This is a genomic window from Psychrobacter sp. W2-37-MNA-CIBAN-0211, from assembly GCF_040309405.1.
GTDB classification, from domain to species: Bacteria; Pseudomonadota; Gammaproteobacteria; order Pseudomonadales; family Moraxellaceae; genus Psychrobacter; species Psychrobacter glaciei.
Window position 1 is genome coordinate 1 of the sequence record NZ_JBEOOU010000260.1, and the last position, 266, is coordinate 266.

The window sequence follows — 266 nt, forward strand, 5'->3', positions numbered from 1 at the left end:
TGTGAACATCATGCCATTCAAAATTATCGCAGCTGATAATGGTGATGCATGGGTTGAGTCACGTGGTAACAAAATGGCACCACCACAAGTTTCAGCTGAAATCTTGAAAAAGATGAAAAAGACTGCTGAAGACTTTTTAGGTGAAGAAGTGACTGAAGCGGTTATTACCGTTCCTGCTTACTTTAACGATTCACAACGTCAAGCCACTAAAGATGCTGGTCGTATCGCAGGTCTTGATGTTAAGCGTATTATCAACGAACCTACTG

General features: G+C 41.4%; 1 protein-coding gene. It reads left to right on the forward strand.

Annotation, left to right across the window (positions count from 1 at the left end; translation table 11 throughout):
* Window positions 1-266: Hsp70 family protein (locus AAEY72_RS15145; RefSeq protein ID WP_352311400.1), on the forward strand; the 266-nt coding region annotated here is incomplete at both ends.